This is a genomic window from Streptomyces lancefieldiae (assembly GCF_031845825.1).
GTDB classification, from domain to species: Bacteria; Actinomycetota; Actinomycetes; order Streptomycetales; family Streptomycetaceae; genus Streptomyces; species Streptomyces lancefieldiae.
In genome coordinates this window covers 38,413-57,875 of the sequence record NZ_JAVRFH010000026.1, presented here as the reverse complement: position 1 = coordinate 57,875, position 19,463 = coordinate 38,413, and the positions used below count along the sequence as shown (strand labels likewise).

The window sequence follows — 19,463 nt, the reverse complement described above, 5'->3', positions numbered from 1 at the left end:
CCTCGGGGGCCGGCCCCGGTCATACGGACGGCCCGGTGACGAAGTCACCGTTCTCGTCGTAGGGCCAGGCGTTGGCGACACATCCGTGCAGGCCCTTGATCTGCTGCATCATCACGGGGGCCAGTCGCCCGGCGCCCCCGCAGGTCACGTGCTGGTGACCGAGGAAGTGCCCCATCTCGTGGTTGATGATCAGCGCTCGGTAGTCGTGGATCGGCCCGTCGAAGTTGGGTGATCCCTTGACCCAGCGCTTGAGGTTCACCACCACCCCTCCGGGGACCTCGCAGTTGTATTCGCCCCCGGTGTCCTGCTGGATGCCCGCCCAGCACAGGGCGTCCGCCGTCGCCGGGGTCGCGATCCTCACCGTGAGGTCGTGCGGCGATCCCGCGCTCACCAGCTGGAACGCGTTGTCCGGGTCGCGGGTCCAGCCGCGCGGGGCGGCGAGTATCTCGGCGATCTCGTTCGCCGCCTGGGACGGCGAGATGTCGAGGCCGGACTCGACCTCCACGACGTAGCGCAGCGGGCGGGAACCGCGGCCCACCGTCTCCCCACTGGCCTTCGCGGTGACGAACGTCCCGCTGCCCGACGCGGGGACGTCGATCTCGGTCCGGCTCGCGGACGGGGACGGGGAGGGGGAGGGGCCGGCGGGCGGCGAGGCCGAGGGCGTGGGAGTGGTGGGGGGAACGTGCGTGCTCCGCGGGTGCGGCGCACCGCTCGACGCGTCGCTCCGCCCGCCTGTCAGGAAATACGCCGCCGGGCCCAGCAGGCCGACGGCCACCAGCAGGCCGAGCAGCAGGCCCCGGCCCCGGCGGCGCGGCCGTCCCCGGCGATGGGAGGTCCGGCGCCGGCGGCCGGCGCGGTGAACGGCCGGGGTGCTGCCGGTGCGGGGTGCGGATCGCCGCTGTCGTGCCGAGTGCATGGCAGCTCAATCTGGTGATTCCAGATGATCGCCATGAGCCGGTGCCGTCACGGAAGGATAACGGCGCCGCGCGCTCCTCGACCCGTGTGATCGTTGTGTAACGGCGGTCGGAGAGGGACCTTCCCCAGGACGGTCACGTCACCCGGTCTGCTTACACTGCCGCAATGCCACGGGTCCTGATCGTCGAAGACGACCTAGATGTCCGCAGGGCCGTCCAACTGGGTCTGCGGCACCAGGGGCATGAGGTCTTCGCCGTGGAAACGGGTGAAGAGGGGCTGGAGCAGCTCCGCCCCTTCCGGCCGGACGTCGTCGTACTCGATCTCATGCTGCCCGGCATGTCCGGCCTGGACGTGTGCCGTCGGATCAGGACCCGCGACCAGGTGCCGATCATCATGGTGACGGCCCGGGGGGACGACATCGACGTGGTCGTGGGCCTGGAGGCCGGCGCGGACGACTACGTGGTCAAGCCCGTGCAGGCCCGGGTGCTCGACGCACGGATACGGGCCGTACTGCGCAGACACGACGCGTCGCTGCCGGACGGCGCCCGGCCCCGGGCGGAGACACACGGCGAACTGGTCATCGACCGGGCCGGGCTCGTGGTGACGCACCGCGGCGAACCCGTCGCCCTCGCTCCCTCCGAACTCCGGCTGCTGTTGACCCTGTCGGCCTCGCCCGGCCAGGTGTTCAGCCGCCAGCAGCTGCTGGAAGCGGTCTGGGAACACAGCTACCACGGCGACATACGGCTCGTGGACGCCTGCGTGAAGCGACTGCGCAACAAGCTCGGCGAGGGCCGCAATCCGCGTTACGTGCAGACCGTACGCGGATTCGGTTACCGCTTCGGCACCTCATGAGCGACCGGACATCCGCTCGGACGGGGAAGACCGCCGGAGCGCGGAGAACCGCCCGGGCGCGGAGAACCGTGTCGGCACGGAAGACCGGACGCCTGCGCGAGGCCGAGCACCTGCCCGACACCGCCACGGCCGAAGAGGCCCCCGTCACCGTACGGGGAGCCGGACCGCTGCGGTTCTTCCGGGCGGCCTTGGCACGCCTCCCGCTCCCCCTGCGCGGCCTGCGCCCCCGCCTGCTGACGTCCTTCGTCCTGGTGGCCATGGCCAGCTCCCTGGGCACCGGGGCCCTCGCCTTCCGCGAGGCGCGCACGGGGGTGCTCCAGCAGAGCCAGGACTCCGTCATCAACCAGTTCCGTACGAGCGTCGACGCCATCGCGCCCGCCATCCCCCTTGCCCCGGATCAGTCGGACCTCCAGTTCGCGGTGGACCAGGTGCTGTACGCGAACCGTTCGTCGGGGTGGCGGGTCATGGCCACGTACGGCGGCCACCGCGCCTATGCGCCGAGCGCCGGTTTCGTGGAGCTGAGCCCCGAAATGCTCCGGTCCGTGCGGGACCGACGTGTCGCGGTGTTCCAGCGGATGAACGTCGACGGGCGCCCGCGTCTCGTCGTCGGCATGCCCGTCACGTACACCTCGGGCGAGGGCTCGGAGACCATGCTCTCCGGGGTGGTGATGTACCTGGAGGTCCCGCAGACCACCGAGGAGGGGTACGTCGAGGCCATGGTCCACGGCATCGAGCGGGCCACCCTGGTGGCCCTGTGCCTCGCCGTCGTTCTGGCGCTGCTCGCCGCGAGCGGCGTACTGCGTCCCGTACGGGCGCTGCGCCGGGCGACGCGCCGGATGGCCGCGGGGCATCTCGACGTCCGGCTGGACGTCACCGGCTCCGACGAACTGGCCGACCTCTCCCAGTCCTTCAACGAGACGGCGGCCGAACTGGAGCGAACCGTACGGGAGCTGCGCCGCCTGGAGGCCCAGGGGCGCCGCTTCGTGGCGGACGTCTCCCACGAGCTGCGCACGCCGCTGGCGGCGATGTCGGCGGTCACCGACGTGCTGGACCTCGAGGGGGAAGGGGAGACCGGTGAAGCGCTGCGGCTCATCAGCGAGGGCACGGGCCGGCTGAGCGGACTGGTGAACGACCTGATGGAGATCTCCCGCTTCGACGCGGGGGCGGCCGAACTCAACCGGGACGAGATCGACCTGGCCGAGTCCGTACGGCGCACCCTCGTCTCCCGGGGGTGGCAGGGGCAGGTGGAGACCCGGCTGCCCGAGCCGGGTGTGCTCCGCGCGGCCGTCGATCCGCGCAGGATCGACGTGGTGACGGCCAACCTGGTCGGCAACGCGCTACGGCACGGAGGGCCGCCCGTGCGGCTGACGTTGGGGGCGTGGGAGGAGGAGGCGGGCGTGGCGTGGGCCGTCATCGAGGTGACCGACAACGGGCCGGGGATCGCCGAGGAGGCCATGCCGCACATCTTCGAGCGGTTCTACAAGGCGAGCACCTCACGGACCAGGAGTGAGAGCAGCGGACTCGGTCTGGCCATCACGGCGGAGAACGTGCGCCTGCACGGAGGTCGCGTCCGGGTGGCGAACCTCCCGCGGGGCGGCGCCGCGTTCACGGTCGAGCTCCCGCTGCGCGGCGCCGACACCGATCCCCATGCCGGCGGGGGTGCCCGGTGAGGGGCCCGCGGGTGCCGGCGCTGCTGCTCGGGCTCACGGCCGCGGTCACGCTCGCGGCGTGCGGAGTCCCTCCGTCCGGTGTCATCGAGGCCGGTGGACCGGCGAGCGGCATGTCCTCCCCCAGCTCGGGGCCCTCGTCGCCCGCCACCATCTCCGTCTTCTTCCTGCGGGACGGGGAGCTGACGGCCTATCCCCGCCCGACCGACGACGCCGGGGACCTCGAGGCCGTCGTGCGTCTGCTGTTCGAGGGACCGACCGCGAGCGAGGCCGCGACGGCCACCACGGAGCTGCCCCGCCTGGCGGACGCGTCGCCGCTGACGACCGGTGACGACGGCATCCTCTCCGTCCGACTCCCCGAGGGCGCGGCTCCGCCGAGCCACCGGGCCATGCTCCAGCTCGCGTGCACGGTGGCGCAGGTGTCTCCGTCGTTCGCCGAGCCCCCGGTCGGCGCGGAAGCCGGCGGCGATGCCGGAGCCAGGGCCTCCGTGCCCAGTTCCGCCGTGCCCAGCAGGGTCCATGTGATCGGGGACGGATGGACGATGACCCAGTCGGACTACGTGTGCCCCCTCGCGCTCGATCCGCGGGAACGGTGACGACGCGCCGTTCAGCGGCCTCAGCCCACGTGGACCCGGGGACGCCGGGAACGGTCGGGCTCGGCCTCGCGCAGGACCTCGCGGGTCACCGGGGCGACCTCGCCCTGGCCGAAGAGGAAGAACCGGAGGAAGTTGGTGAAGGGGTTGCCCTCGGTCCACTCGAAGTAGATGTGAGGGGTCTGGCCGGTGAGGTCGCGGGCGTGGAGGAGGAAGGCGGCCAGGGCGTTGGAGACCGAGGAGCTCTCCAGGGTCAGGACGCGGTAGCGGTCGTGCATCACCTGACCCCGCACGGTCAGGCCGGCCTCGAACTCCGAAGGATCGGTGACGGTCACCTCGACGAAGACGAAGTCCTCCTGGGAGGGGACGTCGTTGTCCGCGCGGATCTGCTCGATCTTGTCGCGGTACTCGGCGGCGTCCCGGTTGTCGGGCTCGTTGGCGATGAACCGGATCTTGCGGCTCGCGATGTCCCTGACGAAACGTTCCGCCGTCGTGTCCAGCTCGACATCGGTCACGCGGAGCTCGAAGGCGCGGGCGAGGCGGGACAGGAAGGAGACCAGGACGATGGCGGCGATGAAGCAGGCACCGATCTTGACGCCGTCCGGACGTTCGATGACGTTGAGGACGGTGGTGTAGAGGAAGACCGCCGAAATGGCGGCGAAGGCGACGGTCCAGCCCCGCTGCCGGGCCTTGCGGGCGGCGATGGTCACCGCGATGGCCGCCGAGCTGATCAGCACCAGGACGCCGGTGGCGTAGGCACCGCCCTGGGCGTCCACGTCGGCGTCGAAGATCCAGGTGACGAGGAACCCGACGAGCGTGAAGACGATGACCATGGGGCGCACCGCGCGGGCCCAGTGCGGAGCCATGCCGTAGCGCGGCAGGTAGCGGGGCATCAGGTTGAGCAGCCCGGCCATCGCGGAGGCGCCGGCGAACCAGAGGATGGCGATGGTCGAGACGTCGTAGACCGTGCCGAAGCCGTTGCCCAGATACTCGTGCGCCAGGTAGGCCAGCGCCCGCCCGTTGGCCTCGCCACCGGATTCGAACTCCTTCTCCGGGATCAGCACGGTGGTGATGAAGCTGGTGCTGATCAGGAAGGCGCTCATGATCAGGGCGGCCGTGGTGAGCAGCTTCTTGGTGTCCCGGATGCGGCCGGTGGGCTTCTCCTCCGTGTCGGACGCGTCGCCCCGCACGTGCGGCATCACGGCCACGCCGGTCTCGAAGCCCGACAGGCCCAGTGCGAGCTTCGGGAAGACGATCAGTGCCACGCCGATCATGACGAAGACGTTCCCGTGCTCGGCGGTCAGGGCGCTCGACCAGTCGGTGACGACGTGTCCTTCGGTGGTGACGTGCCACAGGCCTGTGATGACGACCACCACATTGAGCGTGAGGTAGGCCCCCACCAGGATCACGGCGACCCCGATCGCCTCCAGGAAGCCCTTGAGGAAGACCGCGCCGAGCAGGGCGATCAGTATCAGGGTGATGAGCAGCTGCTTGTCGTGCAGGGCGTCGGCCAGGTGGGGGTTCTCCACGAGGTGGGTGGAGGCGTCCGCCGCCGACAGGGTGATCGTGATGAGGAAGTCGGTGGCGGCGAAGCCCAGCAGTGTGAGGACGAACAGCTTGCCCTTCCAGAACGTCAGCAACCGCTCCAGCATCGCGATCGAGCCCTGGCCGTGCGGGCTCTCCTCGGCCACGCGCCGGTACACGGGCAGCGCACCGGCCAGGGTGACGACCACCAGCACGACGGTGGCCACGGGGGACAGCAGTCCCGCCGCAAGGGCGGCGATGCCGGGTTGGTATCCGAGTGTGGAGAAGTAGTCGACGCCGGTCAGACACATCACCCGGTACCAGGGCCGGCCCTTGTGCGGTGGCTCGGGCTGGGCGTGCGGTCCCTGGATGCCGCCGTCCTTCCCCATGTCGGACAGCCCCTCCAGCATCCATGCCCGCAGGCGACGGCGCGGCGGGTGTGCGGTGCTGGCCATCGGTGCGTTCTCTCCTGATGTGCGGCTACCGGACATGAGGCTGGGGCTGAGACCCGGCCATCACACGGATGGCCTGATCAGCGTAAGCAGAGAGTGACCCATGGGCCTGCGGAAGAGTTGTCCGGCCGCGTCAGGTTTCCGTTAGAAGGCGGGTGCCGGGTGTCCGGTGCCGCGGCGAGAACTGATCAGTACGGTGCTTCCGGGCGATTGCGCCGCCCGGGGGACAGCGGGACGCCGGCCGTCGGAGAAGCGTCAAAAGAGTCGGTCTGTTCGAAGGCGGCTCAGAAAGTGCTGTCCGAGGGCGTTTCAGGTCTCGTGTGGAGGATCTCGCGGGCCTGGTCCGCGGCGCGGGCGATGCTCTCGGAGACGAAGGAGACGAAGCGGGCGATGTTCTCCAGGCGGGCGGCGGCCGGGGTGTCGGGGCCGAGGATGCCGACGCCCTGTCGGGCGACCTCGCCGAGGTGGGCGGTGGCGCGGGCGCTGGCCATCATGGATTGGTACATGACGTCGTCGTCGACGACGTAGCGCTCGCGGCGGCGTTCGTCGCGTTCCCGGCGGACGAGGCCCTGGCTCTCGAGGAACGCGACCGCCTTGGAGACGGATGCCGGGCTGATCCCGAGGCCCCCGGCGAGTTCGGAGGCGGTGAGGCTGCCGGCGTCGGTGGTGTAGAGGCCGGCCAGCACCCGGGCCGTCATCTTGGGCAGGCCCGACTGCATGAAGACGGTGGTGAACATCTCCTCGTACTCGCGCACGGCTTCGGCGTCGCGTCCGTGGGCCTGCGGGGGCGTGCCGGGGTTCCGGGGCGCGGCCTTTCTGCGGCGGTGGGCGCGGTGTTCGGTGGCGCGGTGGGCGAGATCGGCGCGGTAGGCGGTGGGGCCGCCGTTGCGCATCACCTCACGGGTGACCGTCGAGGTCGGGCGCTCGAGGCGCCTGGCGATCTCCGCGTAGGCGAGCCCGTCGGCCAGTCCCAGGGCGATCTGCTGGCGTTCCTGCTGGGTGAGCCTGCCTCCCGGCATCGTGGCCTCCTTCGGCGTGCGTGGTGTCCCAGGGTAGCGTTCACCTCCAATTCATTGCAACGCGTTGGCGCGATTGTTGCGTTAGATGTTGAGGCTGTTGCAACGAATTCACTGCATCTACCTGCGCTGATAGCAGACGTATGCAATGAAGTGATTGCCGAATCAGGAAAGGCAACGTAGCGTTTTTGATGTCGGAAACACACGGAACAACGAGCCGAGGAGCGCACGATGCAGAAGTTCGACACCCCCACCCCGGTGACCGCCGTCCTCGACGTCCCGGCCGGCCGCGTCCGGTTCATCGCCGCCGACCGGTCCGACACCACAGTCGAGGTCCTCCCCGCGAACGCCTCGAAGAGCCGCGACGTGAAGGCCGCGGAGCAGATCAGGGTCGAGTACGGGGACGGCGTCCTGCGCATAGACGCCCCGGCGGCGGAGAACCAGGCCTTCGGCCCCTCCGGATCGGTCGAGGTGACCGTCCAGCTGCCCGCCGGCTCCCACGTCGAGGCGAAGGCGGCCGACGGCGAGTTCCGGGGCGTCGGACGGCTCGGCGAGGTCTCCTTCGAGGGCGCGCAGGGCTCGGTCAAGCTCGACGAGGCCGCCGGCGCCCGCCTCACCCTCCAGTCCGGTGACGTCTCGGTCGGCCGCCTGGGCGGCCCCGCGCAGATCAGCACCCAGAAGGGCGACCTCCGCATCGCCGAGGCCGTGCGCGGCACGGTCACGCTGCGCACCGAGTCCGGCGAGATCTCGGTCGGCGCCGCCCGCGGAGTCTCCGCCTCCCTGGACGCCGGCACCTCCTACGGCCGGATCCACAACGCGCTCAAGAACACCGAAGGCGCCGACGCCGCCCTGACCATCCACGCAACCACCGCCTACGGCGACATCAGCGCCCACAGCCTGTGACGAGGGGCACCCCGCCGCGATCCCGTCCGTTCAGCCGAACTTCGCAACAGATCCGAAGGAGCACCTCACCATGTCCCTCACTCCCGCCGACCACGACCGCCCGGAGCTGCGGAAGGCCATCGAGGAGATGGTCGAGTCCGGCTTCACCGGGGTGACGATGCGCGTGCACGACGAGCAGGGCGAGTGGGTCGGCGGCGCCGGGGTGCGCAAGCTGGGCGAGACCGCGGAGCCGCCGACGGACGGGCACGTCCGGATAGGCAGCAACACCAAGACCTTCACCGCGACCGTGGTGCTGCAACTGGTGGCCGAGGGCGCGGTCGGACTGGACGCCCCGGTGGCCGATCACCTGCCCGGGTTCGGGCTGGACCCGGGGATCACGGTGCGGATGCTGCTGCAGCACACCAGCGGGGTGTTCAACTTCACCGGCGAGTACTACGACGACGGGACGTTCGCGCCGGGGATCCCCGCCACGACCGCGGGCCGGGAGTGGGTGGACAACCGGTTCAGGACCTACCGGCCGGAAGAACTGGTACGGCTGGCCCTGTCCAAGCCGGCACGGTTCGAGCCGGGGACGGACTGGAGCTACTCCAACACCAACTACGTGCTGGCCAGGCTGCTGATCGAGAAGGTCACCGGCCGTTCGCTCGCCGAGGAGATGCAGCGGCTGATCCTGGGACCGCTCGGACTGACGGGCACCGTGGTGCCGGACACCGACCCGGAGATCCCCGAGCCGCACACCCACGCCTACTACCGGTACGAGGACGCCGGCCGGCAGGAGACGGTCGACGTCACCCGCCAGAACCCCTCCTGGATCTCCACCGGCGGAGACATGATCTCCACGACCCAGGACCTCCACACCTTCATCTCCGCGCTGATGGGCGGCAAGCTCCTGCCGGCCCCGCTGCTGGCCGAGATGTGCGAGCCGCATCCCCAGGCCGGCTACGGCCTGGGGGTGTTCGTGCAGGACGCGGGCGAGAACGGCGGCACCGTCATCACCCACAACGGTGGCATGGCGGGCCACGCGGCGCTGATGTACAGCACACCCGACGGCAGCAGGACCCTGACCGCCGCGCTGAACTACGTCGACGACGCCGCACTGTCCATGGCAGAGGCGTTCCAGAAGGCGACGCAAAGGCTCGTCAAGGAGGTGTTCGGCGGCGGTGCGGCCGGGGCGGCTCAGTAGACGGGGGCGAACGGCATGGCCCTGCACTCCGACAGCTCGTCCTCTCTCACGGCCATCCGCACAACCGCAGCGCCGACGGACGGCATCCGCATCACTGGAAGAGTGACTTGGTCAGGGCACGCGGAGGGCACGCCACCCGAGAATTGGACTAGGCAACAAGCAAGGCCCAGGTCGATGACCTGGGCCTTCTTCGTGGAGCGGGTGACGAGAACCGACCTCGCGCTCTCAGGTTGGGAAGCGACGGCGTTTGCGTGGCCGTATAGCTGCTGACCTGCAAAGTTTCGTATTGCGACCGCATGCGTGAGTGCGTGGTGGCACCGCTGTCGACCGTGGTTGTCCACTCTTACGGGCACGCTGTGGGCACGGGCGCGACCAGCAGTCGGGCCGCACAGCGCGCAACGCCTGCACCGGACGGACCGCATCGTCTCTGGGACTGGCCTGGAGGGCACGTCGCGACTGCGTACACCAGGAGCCGACATGTGGACCGGCCAATGTTGGTGACGTACTCTTCGATGTACATCACCAACATTGCCCGGGAGGTGCGGTATGTCCGTGACTCAGATCGACATCGACGACGACGCCCTGGAGCGCGCCATGGCTCTGGCCCACGTCCGGACAAAAAAGGAGGCGGTCAACCTCGCTCTGCACTTCTACGCTGAGCAGCAGGAGCGTGCGGCGCGCATCAGCCGTCACTTCGAGCGTGCCCGTGAGTGGGGTGCCGTCGAGGATGCCGAGCGTCTGCACAGGGCGGAGAAGCACAGCCGGTGATTTACCTGCTCGATACGTCCGGCCTGGTCCGGCTGCTCCGCGATCCAAAACTGCAATCGGCCTGGTACGACGCGATCGATGCCGGAGCCATCGCATCCTGCTACGTGCAACGCACCGAGTTCCTGTACAACGCCCGGAGCGGACGGGAGTACGACGAGATCGCGGAGATGTTCACAGACCTCTACCCCGACGTGTCGGTGCCAAAGAACGCGGGGCGTTGGATCGGTGCGGTGCAACACCGCATGGCTCGGGCGGGGGAGCATCGCAGCGCCTCGGCGGTGGACCTCATCATCGCCGCCACCGCGGCCCACCATGGCCTGGCTGTCCTCCACGACGACGCCGACTACCGGGCGATTGCCCGGCACGCCTCCGACCTGACTGAGCACAACGTCCACGACATCGCTTGAGGCGCCTTGCCGGCCGACAGGTACAGCGCGGGCACGCTGTGGGCACGGGTCGTGATGACCGGTGGGCAGAGCACGTGCACGAACGGCACCGTGCTCGGCCGGGCTCGGTCGGGGGCCTGGTCAGGGGGAGCCTTCGCGCGTGCACGGATCTTCAGGGGAAGCCCGTCTCCGCCACAAGGCCGAGGTCCGCGATTCCCTCCGTCGCAGCGGCCGGCGCTCGGCCCCTTGGCTCAGTTGCCGGCTTCTGGGCCGTACCACTGGAGCGCCTGGCCGGTGACGGCGGCGATGCGCTCGAAGTCCCGGTCGCGGTGGAGCAGCGCTCGGCGCCCGCGACGCTGTTCGCGCCGCGGGCTGGGGCCTTCGGACACGGGGGGCGCACTTACGGGAGGACGACGTCGCGGCCGGGTCCGCCTTCGAGGGCGTCCTTTCCGGTGCCACCGCAGACCAGGTCGTCGCCGCCCTCGCCGTCCAGTGTGTCGTTGCCGGGGCCGCCGAGGACGATGTCGCGGCCGTCCCCGCCCATGGCGTGGTCGTCGCCGGGGCCGGCGTGCACGGTGTCGTCACCGCCGTAGCCCTCGATCATGTCATCGCCCCGGCCGCCCCACATCTGCTGGTCGCTGCTGTCACCCATCAGGTGGTCCATGCCGTCGCCGCCGTGCAGGGCGGCGGGTCCCATGACCATGTCGTTCCCCGCGCCGCCCAGCACCGTGCGGGCGGTGTGGGCGTGCAGTTCGTCGTCGCCGGGGCCGCCGCTGACGGTGCCGATCCCGGGGGTGAAGGCGGCGATCGTGTCGTTGCCGTCGCCGAGGAAGACGTCGATCCTGTCGGGCCGGGGGCTGTCGGCGGGCAGTTCGCAGACGACGGAGGTGCTGTCCTCGGCTCTGGAGTACGCACAGTGGTCGCCCGGTTCGAGCGGGACCACGTCGCTGAAGCCGATCCGCCGGATCCCGTCGCTGGTGTACATGGAGAATATGTTGAGGTTGTTGGTCTGCCCTGCGGCGGCGGTGAAGTCGATCGACTGAGTTGCCCAGTCGGCTCCGACGCGGGCCTTTGCTTCGGTGGCAGTGGCAGTGGCAGTGGCAGTGGCGGCGGCTGCCGGGCCGACGGCGAGGCCGGCGGTGAGCAGGGCCACGGCGACCGCGCTGACGGCGGCTCGGTTTCGGGTCATGAGACCTCATCTCGGTCGAGTGACGGTGGGCCGACCTGCTGGGCGTGGTGCTGCCGGGGACCGGGCGGACCCGGTCGTGAAGGCAGTCTCTCCTGCTGGTCCGGATCTGCAAGACCGCGGACTGACGCGGCGTCATGGCAAGTCGATGCCCCTCCGGATGTGGTGGTGGGCCTTTTTTGGTCAGGCATGTCCCTGGTGTCGACGTGGCACGCTCGCCAGCTGAAGTCCTGTGCACCAAAGGCGAGTTGACCGCAGCACTCGGCGGATGGGATGGCCGGAGGCGCGGAAGGCGGTCACCCGGGTGCGGGCGGAGGAGCTTCGCCGTCAGGCGGAACGAATCGCGTCGGACTCGACGAGGCGCAGGCGGTGTTGGAGCGTCGGGTGATCGACCGGGTAGAGCTCGTCGAGGTCCTGGCCGCTCCCGAAGTGACGAAGTGCCCGCGACGGGTGCGCGGGGCGGTATCGGCGGGGGAACCACCATCAGGGGGAACTGGCGACGTCCGAGCCGCACCCATGCCGCCCGCTCACCGCGGGGCAGCCCTGTCCGCAGCCCTGTCCGGAACAGCCGTGTCGGCAAACGTAGAACGGACCTGGGTGTGATCAGCCAGGTTGCTTCTCCATGGCCTGGCTGACGGTCCACCGCGAGTTCCGGCACCTGGTCCGCGAGCGTCTCGGGGCTCCGCGGAGGCGGCCCCGAGTGAGTTGTGGCGCGTCCGGCTCACGGCAGATTGCCGGCTCGTTGCCCACCGCTGTGATCAACTTTGTGCGTTTCATTGACATTTCACCCAGGAGACCTACCGTTGGGAGCGCTCCCACTACAGCCTTGCAACTGGAAGGAGTTCCCCCCACATGCGCACACAGAGTCCGTTAACCGGGCGTTCGCGGTCGTCCCTCCGTCGCCCTCTCCAGGCACTCGTCATGCTGTTCGCCGTGGTTGTCGGCGCACTGACCTGGTCGGCCCCCGCCCAGGCCCACGGCACCATCGTCGGTCCCGCCTCCCGGGCGTACCAGTGCTGGAAGACGTGGGGCAGCAACCACACGAACCCGGCCATGCAGACCGAGGACCCCATGTGTTGGCAGGCCTTCCAGGCCAACCCCGACACCATGTGGAACTGGATGAGCGCGCTCCGCGACGGCCTCGGTGGCCAGTTCCAGGCGCGGACCCCCGACGGGACGCTCTGCAGCAACAACCTCTCGAGGAACGCCAGCCTGAACAAGCCCGGGCAGTGGAAGACCACCACCGTCGGCAACAACTTCTCGGTCCACTTGTACGACCAGGCGTCCCACGGTGCCGACTACTTCAAGGTCTACGTGAGCAAGCAGGGCTTCGACCCCAAGACCCAGACCCTGGGCTGGGGCAACCTCGACTTCATCACGCAGACCGGCCGTTTCGCCCCGGCGCAGGACATCACGTTCCCCGTCCAGACTTCCGGCTACACCGGACACCACATCCTGTTCGTGATCTGGCAGGCCTCGCACCTCGACCAGGCCTACATGTGGTGCAGCGACGTGAACTTCGGCTGAGCCGGGGAGCGCCGCACACGGCACCGGCCTCTGCCGGGCGCCGGTAACCCGCCGCCCGGCCGGCCGAGCTCGTCGGGGCAGGGGGCCCATGCGGTCACCCTGCCCCGACGGGCTTCCCGCGCTTCCGGTGCTGTGACCGAAGACCTTTGCCGGGCCGAGCCGGATTGGAGGGCGCTTCGTGTGGAACGGTGCCATGACGCGGTGCGCCGTGCCTGCCGACGTAAAACAGACCGCCTCGTGATCGTCGCGCAGTCCGTCGGCCGGGACGAGCCGTTAACAACGGGGCCGCAGTCGCAGCTGGCCGAGTCGAACGCGGTCAGACCGCCTGGATGGCTGCTGGGATTCGCGCCTGCGACTCGTGCCGCTCATCCATCCGACTGTGTGCGCACCATCGGTGCGCTGGTTGTCGCCGCCCCTCCCGGGACGCCCGTCCTCCTGTACGCGACCGCGCCCACCATGGCGGTGGTGGGCATGTCACGCATCGCCGCCGTCCACGTCGCCACCCCCAGCGAGGTCTGGTCGGCTCATCGGAGGCAGACGGGGATTACCCGGCGGGAGTACGACGCCTATATGAGCGGCGCAACGCAGGCGAGCGGCCTCATGATGGAGAGTCCTGTCGCCTTCGATGAGCCGGTAACGCTCAATGCGTTGCGCTCCGCCGGGTCCTTCCACCCTCCGCAGAGCTACCGCTACATGAAGGGCGACGAGCTCCGACAGGTGGCCGTGGCGGGGCCTGTCGTGGGCACGGCTCTTCGCGAGGCACTGGGAGACCTGGTGCCCGCCTAGCGGTTCAGCACTTCCCCGAGCACGTCGTCCACCGGGGTGGCGCTCACGCCGAGGATCTTCTCGGTTTCGGAGTAGTCGATGACGAACGGCCGGCCGGGCTTGGTGAGTACTTCGTGCATCTCCGCCCAGAACGGCTCGGTGAACGCCAGCAGGGTCAGGTCGCGTTCGGTCAGCTCTTCCATCCGTGGTTCCGGGGCACCCGCGAGATCGGCGAGTCGCCCGGCCAGTTCCCGCACCGACAGGGTCGAGGTGGGGGCGTGCCAGGCACGGCCGTATGCCTGCTCGTTGCGGCTCGCGGCGACCAGCGTGCGTGCGGTGTCGCCGATCGCCGAGTAACTGTGCGGCACGTCGAGTTCCTGCGGCACCAGGGCCAGTCTGCCTTCCAGGACTTGCCGCTGCACCATGAGGCTGAACACCGAGAAGGCGCCGGCGCCGTAGAACTGGGCGGCCCGCACCTCGGTGACCTTCACCCCCGAGGCGGCGGCTTCCTCCCAGACCCGCGCCCTGGCCCGCCCCTTGGGGCCGGTCGCCGCCAGGGGGAAGTCCGGCCTGATCGGCCCGCTCACCGGACCGTAGGCGTAGAGGTTGCCGAGCATGACGTACGCGGCCCCGGCCCGCCGCGCCGCGCCGAGGAGCGATGCCGACAGGACCGGGAACTGCTCCGGCCAGCGGTGGTACGGCGGGGCGGCCGTGGTGAAGAGGGTGTCCGCCCCCTCTGTCAGTTCGGTGAGCCGATCGGTGTCGGTCGCGTCCGCAGCGACTCTGTCGACGAGCGGGTGGTCGGGCCCGCCGCCGGTCCGGCTGATCATCCGCACCCGCTCGCCGTCTTCGGCGAGAAGAAGAGCGGTCTTCGACGCTGCGGCCCCACGTCCCACGATCACATGAGATTTCATGCGGACCACGGTGCCGCTCCCCGGCCTCGTGGAATAGTGGCCACAATGCCAACCATCCGGAGGTTCTGGCCATGCACCGCGTCGCCGCAGTCGTCGTGCCGCCGGTACTGAGCTTCGACGTCTCGATCCCGCTCATGGTGTTCCACAACGTGGAGCACTACGACGTGCGTGTGTGTACCGCGCGCCCCGGCCCGACGCCGACCGTCGGCGGCCCCGACATCGTGGTGCCGGACGGTCTGGACGCGATGGAGGATGCCGACACGGTGATCGCCGTGGGCAGCGGCGGCGAGCAGGCTCCCGCGGAGGTTCTCGACGCCCTGCGGAAAGCCGCCGCCACCGGCGCCCGCATCGCCTCGCTGTGTACGGGGGCGTTCGTACTGGCCCAGGCCGGCCTGCTCGACGGGCGCCGCGCCACTACCCACTGGGGACTGGCCGACGACCTCGCCACTCGCTTTCCGGCCGTCGATGTCCAGCCCGACCTCCTCTTCGTCGAGGACGGCGGCATCTTCACCTCGGCGGGGGCCGCGGCCGCCATCGACCTGTGTCTGCATCTGGTCAGGGTCGACCACGGCGCGGCGGCCGCCAACACGGCCGCGCGGCTCGCGGTCGTCCCTCCCGTACGGCCGGGCGGCCAGTCCCAGTTCATCGAGACCCCGCTGCCGCCGGAACGCGGTACCTCACTCGCTTCCACCCGCGCCTGGGCGCTCGAACGCCTCGATCGCCCGCTCACCCTGGCGGACCTGGCCGGTCATGCCAGGACGAGCGTGCGCACCCTCACCCGGCGCTTCCACGCGGAGACCGGCCTGAGCCCTCTCCAATGGCTGCTGCACCGGCGCGTCGACCGGGCCAGAGAGCTGTTGGAGACCACCGAGCTGCCCATGGACCAGGTGGCCGGGAGAAGCGGTCTGGGCAGCGCGGACTCCCTGCGCAAGCACATGGTCGGCCGGGTCGGACTCACTCCCACTGCCTATCGCGCGAGCTTCAGCCGGCAGGTCGACCACCCGGCCAGGGGCACGTGACGAGCCGCTGGTGCTGCGCCCGCCGCCAGCGGGGCCGAAGCACCGGACGGGGCTTCAACGCAGGGCGTGGCGGATCTTCAAGCGTCCGTACCCCATGACCCCGGAGATCCGAATCGTCGGCCCGCCGGGCCGGGGGCGCCGCGGAGCCTTGTACCGCAGGTCCTTCCATCCCGTGCTCAGTCCTTCGACGTCGACCACCGCGTCCCGGGGCACAGTGATCCTGGCCCCGCCGGTTCCCAGTTGCAGCTCGATGTCGACGACCGGGTGCTCGATGATCGCCCGGGACAGGTCCAGGCGCACCCTTCCATAGGCTGACCCGACCTTGAGAACGCGAGGCACCCGCCACGCGCCACGCCGCTTGATCCGTCCACCGGCGGCGGCGATCGTGGCCGTACTCGCCGGTTGCTCCTCCGGGAGTGAGGCCAGAGCGGGCGCGAGTTCGCTCTGCGTCTTGGCGCTGAGCACCTGGTGAAGGCGCTCGTCCAACACCTCGTGTGCGATGAGCCCTTCCGCGTACGACTCCTGCAAGCGTCGCACGGCTGCCTCGCGGTCGTCTTCACCGATCAGCGACGGCGATTCTTCCGGTAAGGAGGTCACGGGTTCACCGTACTGCCGAGTCGGCGAGGTGAACCCGTCAAGGCAGGCCCGGAGGACGAGCGCCACCTGTCCCGCAAACCACCCTTCGCGTATGCGACTTGGTGGCCCTTTGCACAACGTGAGGTGCGGGTCACACAAATTGCGTCTCGCGATGGGGGACGCGGGGTCAGGTTGATGCCTGCTGGGGCGTCCGAATGGTGCTGGTGCGACCGCCTGGACTCGACTTAGGGCACGCTGAGGGCACGTCGCCCCCTGATTGGACTAGACAACAAGTAAGGCCCAAGTCGCTGACTTGGGCCTTCTTCATGGAGCGGGTGACGAGAATCGAACTCGCGCTCTCAGCTTGGGAAGCTGATGTTCTACCATTAAACTACACCCGCGTAAGACGCCGACCGAGGTCGGTGCCTGGACGCTCGCTCACTCTACCCCATCGCAGGCCCCCGGTGTTCGCGCCGTGGGGCCTGCGGGGGTTTCGGGGGGTGGGACGCGGCTGCGTCGGGGCGGAGTTGGGGCGTACGGTGGGGGCGTCGGGGAGGGTGCGTGTGAGGGCGGAGTGCCGCCTGGAGGGTCGTCTCTTTTATCCCGTAGTGTGGCTTTTGTCGTCAGGGTAGTAAGCCAGACGAGGCTCTTGGGGAAGGGACTTGAAGGACTTGATGGAGCGCACCCTCGTCCGCTGTGCCGATGGGCACGTGTTCACCGCAGCCACATTCCCGATGCAGCAGGCCGAGCGACTCGGCCCCGGTCGGCTCGTCCGATGTCCGCGGTGTGCGCGGCTGCGGAGTGCCGTGCCGGTGGGTTCGCAGAAGCGGTAGCACATTCCCGAGCGGGTTCAGGCGCGCGGCGCGGCGGCGGTTGTCGCTGTTCCGCGCGCCTTGCGTATCCTCGGTGCGTGCTTCTCTCAGACAAGGACATCCGGGCCGAGATCGACTCCGGGCGGGTCCGCATCGATCCCTTCGACGACTCCATGGTGCAGCCGTCGAGTATCGACGTGCGCCTCGACCGCTACTTCCGGGTGTTCGAGAATCACCGGTACCCGCACATCGACCCCTCCGTCGAGCAGGCGGACCTGACCCGGCTCGTGGAGCCGGACGGGGACGAGCCGTTCATCCTGCATCCCGGCGAGTTCGTGCTGGCCAGTACGTACGAGGTCGTCTCGCTTCCCGATGACCTCGCCTCGCGGCTGGAGGGGAAGAGCTCGCTCGGGCGGCTCGGGCTCGTCACGCACTCCACCGCCGGGTTCATCGACCCCGGGTTCTCCGGGCACGTGACGCTCGAGCTCAGCAATCTCGCCACCCTGCCCATCAAGCTGTGGCCGGGGATGAAGATCGGGCAGCTGTGCATGTTCCGCCTCACGTCGCCGGCCGAGCACCCGTACGGGAGCGAGCGGTACGGGTCGCGGTACCAGGGGCAGCGGGGGCCGACCGCCTCCCGGTCCTTCATCAACTTCCATCGGACCCAGGTATGAGCCGGGTATGAGCAGCGAGAACGCAGGCGGGACGCGGGTATGAGTGACGTTCGGGAGAATCTGACCTACGAGCAGTTCGGTGTGGCCGTGCGCGCGCTGGCGCAGGCCGTCGCCGACGACGGGTACGAGCCCGACATAGTGCTCTCCATCGCCCGCGGCGGGGTCTTCGTGGCCGGCGGGCTGGCGTACGCCCTCGACTGCAAGAACATCCACCTCGTGAACGTGGAGTTCTACACCGGCGTCGGTACCACCCTCGAGATGCCGGTCATGCTGGCGCCCGTGCCGAACGTCATCGACTTCTCCGAGAAGAAGGTCCTGATCACCGACGACGTCGCCGACACCGGCAAGACGCTCAAGCTGGTGCGGGACTTCTGCCTCGACACCGTCGCCGAGGTCCGCAGCGCCGTGATCTATGAGAAGTCCCACTCCCTCGTCCAGTGCGAGTACGTGTGGAAGCGGACCGACGAGTGGATCAACTTCCCGTGGAGCGTCCTGCCGCCGGTCGTGCGGCGGGACGGGCAGGTGCTCGACGCCTGATCGGCGAGGACGCGGCAGGTGACGCGGCCACGTGAAGGGCCCCCGGCGCGCGACGCCGGGGGCCCTTCACGTGCCGGGCACGGGGAGCTAGAACGTGCCCAGCTTCACGATCGACAGCAGCGCGATCAGCTGGATCGCCGAAGCGCCGAGCGCCTTCGGCCAGGGCAGGTCGTGGGAGCGGCTGACCATCAGGGTCAGCAGGGCGCCGGCCGCGACCCAGGTGATCCAGCCCAGGATCTGGACGAAGGGCGCGTCGCCGCCGGCGAACATCGCGACGACCAGGCGGGGCGCGTCCGTGATGGACATGATCAGCATGGAGAGGCCGACGGTGGGCTGCCAGGCGCCGTCGCCGCCGAGCTGCCGGGCCAGAGTGTGGGTGACCACGCCCAGGATGAACGCGCTCAGGACCATGGCCACGGCCGTGGTCAGGACGATCGGGACCGCGTTCGACAGCGTGGCGTTGATCGCTTCCTCGCGGGCGCCGTCGAAGCCGAAGACCGCCAGCAGGCCGTAGAGGAACGTCACGATGAGCGCCGGGACCCACATCGCGTAGTCCCGCATCTGGAGGAAGGTCTGGTTGGGGGCGAGGACGACGCCCTTCAGCAGGTCCTTCCAGTGCAGACGGGGGCCGACCGGGCCGGGCGGTGCGGCGGAGCCGGCGCGGTAGGTCCCGCCCTGGTTGTAGGGGTCCTCGCCGACCGTGAACGCCTGGGTGTGGCCCGGGTTGTTGGCGGCGTACGGGTCGTGCGGGGCCTGCGGGGCGTGCCCGCCGTGCGGGTGGTGCGGGCCGCCCTGGGGGTAGCCGCCGCCGTCGCCGAAGTACTCCGGCTCCCCGTGCCCGCCGCCGTGCCCCCCGCCGTGCGCCTGCGGCCACGGGGAGCCGCCGGGGGCGCCACCCCCGTACGGCTGCTGCGGGTACGGCTGCCGAGGCGCGGCGGGGCCGCCGTACGACGGTCCCTGGGGCGCCTGCTGTCCGTACGGAGGGTGTTGCGGTCGCGCGTGAGGAGCGCCGTTGTCCCGGCCGCGTCCGATCCTGAATCCAGCCACGCCTTCGAACGTACCTGGTCCCGGAGAGTGACGTGCGGGGCCCGGCCATTCGGGGCGTCCTTTGCGGCCGAGCTGTGACATCCCTTACGGGAGTTGACCGGGACGCCCCTTAGGGGCCGGGTGTCCCCGCCCGGCCCCGGCCGCCCG

General features: G+C 69.9%; 19 protein-coding genes, 1 tRNA gene and 1 pseudogene. 12 read left to right on the top strand and 9 right to left on the bottom strand.

Going from position 1 to position 19,463, the window contains the following annotated elements; genetic code table 11:
* Window positions 1–19 precede the first annotated feature (19 nt).
* Window positions 20–916, bottom strand: coding sequence for a DUF3152 domain-containing protein (locus tag RM812_RS23940; protein ID WP_311575314.1), 897 nt, complete (start codon window positions 914–916; stop codon window positions 20–22).
* A 164-nt stretch (window positions 917–1,080) separates the two neighbouring features.
* Here RM812_RS23940 and RM812_RS23935 point away from each other — a divergent pair, with 164 nt between their 5' ends.
* The 3 genes from RM812_RS23935 to RM812_RS23925 are packed head-to-tail and all read left to right on the top strand — an operon-like array spanning window position 1,081 to window position 4,030.
* Entirely contained in the window at window positions 1,081–1,767 is a 687-nt protein-coding gene (locus RM812_RS23935) for a response regulator transcription factor (protein ID WP_311575312.1), read from the top strand.
* The gene (locus tag RM812_RS23930; RefSeq protein ID WP_311575311.1) at window positions 1,764–3,437 is read left to right on the top strand and encodes a HAMP domain-containing sensor histidine kinase; all 1,674 of its coding nucleotides are present in this window, start codon (window positions 1,764–1,766) and stop codon (window positions 3,435–3,437) included. Before RM812_RS23935 ends, RM812_RS23930 begins: the two co-directional genes overlap by 4 nt.
* Before the next feature lie 11 nt (window positions 3,438–3,448).
* A complete protein-coding gene (locus tag RM812_RS23925; RefSeq protein ID WP_311575310.1) occupies window positions 3,449–4,030 on the top strand; it encodes a hypothetical protein in 582 nt (193 codons plus the stop codon).
* Between the two features lie 20 nt (window positions 4,031–4,050).
* Here RM812_RS23925 and RM812_RS23920 read toward each other — a convergent pair whose 3' ends face one another.
* On the bottom strand, window positions 4,051–6,006 hold the full coding sequence (locus RM812_RS23920) for an APC family permease (RefSeq protein WP_311575309.1): 1,956 nt from the start codon (window positions 6,004–6,006) through the stop codon (window positions 4,051–4,053).
* 281 nt (window positions 6,007–6,287) lie between these two features.
* A complete protein-coding gene (locus tag RM812_RS23915; protein ID WP_311575308.1) occupies window positions 6,288–7,022 on the bottom strand; it encodes a GbsR/MarR family transcriptional regulator in 735 nt (244 codons plus the stop codon).
* 228 nt (window positions 7,023–7,250) lie between these two features.
* On the opposite strand from RM812_RS23915, the gene RM812_RS23910 reads away from it, so the two are divergent.
* The 4 genes from RM812_RS23910 (at window position 7,251) to RM812_RS23895 (ending at window position 10,280) form a co-directional block, all read left to right on the top strand.
* Window positions 7,251–7,922: a DUF4097 family beta strand repeat-containing protein gene (locus RM812_RS23910; protein WP_311575307.1), complete on the top strand. Its 672-nt coding sequence runs from the start codon at window positions 7,251–7,253 to the stop codon at window positions 7,920–7,922.
* A 70-nt stretch (window positions 7,923–7,992) separates the two neighbouring features.
* A complete protein-coding gene (locus tag RM812_RS23905; RefSeq protein WP_311575306.1) occupies window positions 7,993–9,105 on the top strand; it encodes a serine hydrolase domain-containing protein in 1,113 nt (370 codons plus the stop codon).
* A 546-nt stretch (window positions 9,106–9,651) separates the two neighbouring features.
* A complete protein-coding gene (locus tag RM812_RS23900) occupies window positions 9,652–9,873 on the top strand; it encodes a type II toxin-antitoxin system VapB family antitoxin (protein ID WP_311575305.1) in 222 nt (73 codons plus the stop codon).
* Window positions 9,870–10,280: a PIN domain-containing protein gene (locus tag RM812_RS23895; RefSeq protein ID WP_311575304.1), complete on the top strand. Its 411-nt coding sequence runs from the start codon at window positions 9,870–9,872 to the stop codon at window positions 10,278–10,280. The genes RM812_RS23900 and RM812_RS23895 overlap by 4 nt, the downstream gene beginning before the upstream one ends.
* 230 nt (window positions 10,281–10,510) lie before the next feature.
* On the opposite strand, the pseudogene RM812_RS23890 reads toward RM812_RS23895, so the two are convergent.
* Both RM812_RS23890 and RM812_RS23885 read right to left on the bottom strand, forming a co-directional pair.
* Window positions 10,511–10,597: pseudogene (locus tag RM812_RS23890) on the bottom strand (PIN domain nuclease); the annotation flags it as partial.
* 62 nt (window positions 10,598–10,659) lie between these two features.
* Window positions 10,660–11,448: a calcium-binding protein gene (locus tag RM812_RS23885; RefSeq protein ID WP_311575303.1), complete on the bottom strand. Its 789-nt coding sequence runs from the start codon at window positions 11,446–11,448 to the stop codon at window positions 10,660–10,662.
* A 918-nt stretch (window positions 11,449–12,366) separates the two neighbouring features.
* Here RM812_RS23885 and RM812_RS23880 point away from each other — a divergent pair.
* Window positions 12,367–12,972, top strand: coding sequence for a lytic polysaccharide monooxygenase auxiliary activity family 9 protein (locus RM812_RS23880; RefSeq protein ID WP_311575302.1), 606 nt, complete (start codon window positions 12,367–12,369; stop codon window positions 12,970–12,972).
* A gap of 237 nt (window positions 12,973–13,209) precedes the next feature.
* On the top strand, window positions 13,210–13,758 hold the full coding sequence (locus tag RM812_RS23875; protein ID WP_311575301.1) for a hypothetical protein: 549 nt from the start codon (window positions 13,210–13,212) through the stop codon (window positions 13,756–13,758).
* Here the strand turns inward: RM812_RS23875 and RM812_RS23870 are convergent.
* The gene (locus RM812_RS23870; RefSeq protein WP_311575300.1) at window positions 13,755–14,651 is read right to left on the bottom strand and encodes an NAD-dependent epimerase/dehydratase family protein; all 897 of its coding nucleotides are present in this window, start codon (window positions 14,649–14,651) and stop codon (window positions 13,755–13,757) included. The two genes, RM812_RS23875 and RM812_RS23870, sit on opposite strands and share 4 nt — an antisense overlap.
* Window positions 14,652–14,722: 71 nt before the next feature.
* Between RM812_RS23870 and RM812_RS23865 the strand changes: the two genes are divergently transcribed.
* Complete coding sequence (locus RM812_RS23865) at window positions 14,723–15,670, top strand: GlxA family transcriptional regulator (RefSeq protein ID WP_311575299.1); 948 nt, start codon at window positions 14,723–14,725, stop codon at window positions 15,668–15,670.
* 54 nt (window positions 15,671–15,724) lie between these two features.
* Here the strand turns inward: RM812_RS23865 and RM812_RS23860 are convergent, their stop codons facing one another.
* Together RM812_RS23860 and RM812_RS23855 are read right to left on the bottom strand one after the other, a co-directional pair.
* The gene (locus RM812_RS23860) at window positions 15,725–16,267 is read right to left on the bottom strand and encodes a DUF1707 SHOCT-like domain-containing protein (protein ID WP_311575298.1); all 543 of its coding nucleotides are present in this window, start codon (window positions 16,265–16,267) and stop codon (window positions 15,725–15,727) included.
* 306 nt (window positions 16,268–16,573) lie between these two features.
* Window positions 16,574–16,647, bottom strand: a tRNA-Gly gene (locus tag RM812_RS23855).
* 509 nt (window positions 16,648–17,156) lie between these two features.
* On the opposite strand from RM812_RS23855, the gene dcd reads away from it, so the two are divergent.
* The gene (gene dcd / locus RM812_RS23850) at window positions 17,157–17,732 is read left to right on the top strand and encodes a dCTP deaminase (RefSeq protein WP_217140873.1); all 576 of its coding nucleotides are present in this window, start codon (window positions 17,157–17,159) and stop codon (window positions 17,730–17,732) included.
* A gap of 39 nt (window positions 17,733–17,771) precedes the next feature.
* Window positions 17,772–18,269: a phosphoribosyltransferase gene (locus RM812_RS23845; RefSeq protein WP_311575297.1), complete on the top strand. Its 498-nt coding sequence runs from the start codon at window positions 17,772–17,774 to the stop codon at window positions 18,267–18,269.
* 87 nt (window positions 18,270–18,356) lie between these two features.
* Here the strand turns inward: RM812_RS23845 and RM812_RS23840 are convergent, their stop codons facing one another.
* Entirely contained in the window at window positions 18,357–19,397 is a 1,041-nt protein-coding gene (locus RM812_RS23840; RefSeq protein WP_311575296.1) for a YIP1 family protein, read from the bottom strand.
* Window positions 19,398–19,463 lie beyond the last annotated feature (66 nt).

Coding starts and splice junctions, on each gene's coding strand:
- RM812_RS23940 (WP_311575314.1), bottom strand. CDS start 916: ATGCACTCGGCACGACAGCGGCGATCCGCACCCCGCACCGGCAGCACC.
- RM812_RS23935 (WP_311575312.1), top strand. CDS start 1,081: ATGCCACGGGTCCTGATCGTCGAAGACGACCTAGATGTCCGCAGGGCC.
- RM812_RS23930 (WP_311575311.1), top strand. CDS start 1,764: ATGAGCGACCGGACATCCGCTCGGACGGGGAAGACCGCCGGAGCGCGG.
- RM812_RS23920 (WP_311575309.1), bottom strand. CDS start 6,006: ATGGCCAGCACCGCACACCCGCCGCGCCGTCGCCTGCGGGCATGGATG.
- RM812_RS23915 (WP_311575308.1), bottom strand. CDS start 7,022: ATGCCGGGAGGCAGGCTCACCCAGCAGGAACGCCAGCAGATCGCCCTG.
- RM812_RS23910 (WP_311575307.1), top strand. CDS start 7,251: ATGCAGAAGTTCGACACCCCCACCCCGGTGACCGCCGTCCTCGACGTC.
- RM812_RS23905 (WP_311575306.1), top strand. CDS start 7,993: ATGTCCCTCACTCCCGCCGACCACGACCGCCCGGAGCTGCGGAAGGCC.
- RM812_RS23900 (WP_311575305.1), top strand. CDS start 9,652: ATGTCCGTGACTCAGATCGACATCGACGACGACGCCCTGGAGCGCGCC.
- RM812_RS23885 (WP_311575303.1), bottom strand. CDS start 11,448: ATGACCCGAAACCGAGCCGCCGTCAGCGCGGTCGCCGTGGCCCTGCTC.
- RM812_RS23880 (WP_311575302.1), top strand. CDS start 12,367: ATGCTGTTCGCCGTGGTTGTCGGCGCACTGACCTGGTCGGCCCCCGCC.
- RM812_RS23870 (WP_311575300.1), bottom strand. CDS start 14,651: ATGAAATCTCATGTGATCGTGGGACGTGGGGCCGCAGCGTCGAAGACC.
- RM812_RS23865 (WP_311575299.1), top strand. CDS start 14,723: ATGCACCGCGTCGCCGCAGTCGTCGTGCCGCCGGTACTGAGCTTCGAC.
- RM812_RS23845 (WP_311575297.1), top strand. CDS start 17,772: ATGAGTGACGTTCGGGAGAATCTGACCTACGAGCAGTTCGGTGTGGCC.
- RM812_RS23840 (WP_311575296.1), bottom strand. CDS start 19,397: ATGTCACAGCTCGGCCGCAAAGGACGCCCCGAATGGCCGGGCCCCGCA.